The organism is Nocardiopsis halotolerans DSM 44410, from assembly GCF_000341065.1.
In the GTDB taxonomy this organism is placed as follows: domain Bacteria; phylum Actinomycetota; class Actinomycetes; order Streptosporangiales; family Streptosporangiaceae; genus Nocardiopsis; species Nocardiopsis halotolerans.
In genome coordinates this window covers 1-1,953 of record NZ_ANAX01000126.1, presented here as the reverse complement: position 1 = coordinate 1,953, position 1,953 = coordinate 1, and the positions used below count along the sequence as shown (strand labels likewise).

Here is a 1,953-nt window from a genome sequence, read left to right as displayed (position 1 = left end):
TGTGGCCCAGCCACTCGCGGGCGCGGACGCGCTCGGCGAAGTCGGACATCCGGTCCAGGACCCGCTGGACCTCCGGGACGACGTCGTGGCCGTCGGCCCGCATGACCGTGCCCCGCGGCGCGCGCAGGGCGGTGTGCAGCACGGCCCGGTCCTCGGTGAGGTTGACGTGCTCGCCGCCCAGCATGGCGTCGCGCAGTTCGGCGACCCGGGTGGCCCCGGCCAGGTCGGTGAGCAGGCGCAGGGTCTCGTCGGAGACGAGGTTCTTGGCGTAGTCGACGTGCAGGTCGCCGACGTCGAGCGTGTACCGCCCGGCCCTACCGGGGTCGTCGTCGAAGAGTTGGCGCAGGTGGAGGGAGCTCCACCGCCGCCGGTGCTCGTCGAGCGCGAGCCACTCCGGTCGCCGGTTCAGGGGCGCCGGAGTCCCGCCTCCGGTGTTCTCGGCGTGGGAGAGGGGAGTGTCAGGCATCCGGCGGCTCCTCGCGGTTCGGTGGTCGGGAGGGCGGCGCGCGGGTACCCGGTCCGCACGCCGCTCGTGGTGTGTGGCCGTGCTTTCCTTACTCTGCCACGAAAAGCCTCCGTTCCCGCGGTTGTCCACAGCCCGAACCGCGGGGCTTTTCCGCCCCTCCCCCTGGAATCGACCGCCCCGAGCGGGCATGATCGGAAGGGAGGGAACCGAGCGTGAGGGGGACGCCGGTGACAGAGCGACCTGAGGACCTCGACGAGTTCGACGTCCAGTCCTGGGATCCCGGCTACGACGACGACGTGGACGCGGAGATGGACGTGGGGGCCGCGGACCAGGACTCCGTGGTGGCCGACCTCCTGAGGTTCTACCCGTACGACCACCGGATCGAGGAGATCGAGGACCACGAGGCCCTCGGCATCGGTGCGGAACTACCCCAGGAGGTGTCCGAGGAGGCGCCCGAACCCCGGCAGGAGCGCCCGCCGACCCCGCGGCGCGAGGAGCTGGCGCGGCTGCTGCGGGCCGAGGAGTTCGCCGACCGGGTGCGCGACCGCGACCGGTGATGGTCAGCTTCCGGCCAGGTCCGCGCTGAGCCAGCGTTCCACGCGCAGGACGTGCACGGTCGCGGCGGCCCGCGCGGCGTCGGGGTCGCGCGCCACGAGGGCCTCGTGGATGCGCTCGTGGTCCTCGCGGAGCTTGGCGGTGAGCCCGGCCTCCCGGTGGCCCGCCCACACGCGGGCGTTGAAGGTGCGCGAGGACAGCCCGTCGTTGACCGCCGCCAGGGTGGCGTTGCCGGTACTGGCCACGATGGCCTGGTGGAAGCCGAGGTCGGCGGCGACGGTGTCGGTGCAGAAGGTGTCGGACCCGCCCTCGATCCGGTCCAGCAGGGCCCCGACGCGGTCGAGGTCCTCCGCGCTGGCGCGCGCGGCGGCCAGTGCGGTCGCGGCGGGTTCGAGCATGCGGCGCACCTGGAGGACCTCCAGGAGGGTCCGCCCCTGGGAGACCTCGGCCAGGACGGAGAAGGTCTCCAGCAGGTCGGCGGGGCGCAGTGCGGTGACGTAGACGCCCGCGCCGTGGCGGGACTCCAGGACGCCGAGCGTGGTGAGGGCGCGGATGGCCTCGCGCATGGAGCTGCGGGACACCCCGAACTGGGCGGACAGGTCGCGTTCGGTGGGCAGGCGCTCGCCCGGTCCGACCTCGCCGCTGGCGATCATCGCCTTGATCCGGTCGGTGGCGCGCTGCGTGACGGGGGTGCGCCCGCGGTCGGGATCGCTCACGGCTCTCTCCAGTCTGTCCATCGCGCCCAGTATGTCTGGTTTCGGGTCGAGTGTGCCTCCGTGGCTACCCTCCGGCCGAAAGAGATCATACCAATCCACCATCGACCTGCCACGCATATCCAATCAGCCTCCCCCTCCTTGCCGACCAGCGACCTGTCATGCAAAAGTGGTCCGACCAATAGAGGCTCGTGGCGAGCAGTTCCGCCATGACGGCGC

At 72.1% G+C, this 1,953-nt stretch carries 2 protein-coding genes and 1 pseudogene; 1 reads left to right on the top strand and 2 read right to left on the bottom strand.

Annotation, left to right across the window (positions count from 1 at the left end; all coding sequences use genetic code 11):
- Positions 1–466, bottom strand: a pseudogene (locus D455_RS29900) (glucose-6-phosphate isomerase); the annotation flags it as partial.
- Between the two features lie 227 nt (positions 467–693).
- On the opposite strand from D455_RS29900, the gene D455_RS0109410 reads away from it, so the two are divergent.
- On the top strand, positions 694–1,023 hold the full coding sequence (locus D455_RS0109410; protein WP_017570477.1) for a hypothetical protein: 330 nt from the start codon (positions 694–696) through the stop codon (positions 1,021–1,023).
- A gap of 3 nt (positions 1,024–1,026) precedes the next feature.
- Here the strand turns inward: D455_RS0109410 and D455_RS0109405 are convergent, their stop codons facing one another.
- Positions 1,027–1,758 carry a FadR/GntR family transcriptional regulator gene (locus D455_RS0109405; RefSeq protein WP_017570476.1) on the bottom strand — a complete coding sequence of 244 codons (732 nt, stop codon included), beginning with the start codon at positions 1,756–1,758 and terminating at the stop codon, positions 1,027–1,029.
- Positions 1,759–1,953 lie beyond the last annotated feature (195 nt).

Bases quoted from the DNA above. Each gene is read 5' to 3' on its own strand.
- D455_RS0109405 (WP_017570476.1), bottom strand. From the start codon at position 1,758: ATGGACAGACTGGAGAGAGCCGTGAGCGATCCCGACCGCGGGCGCACC.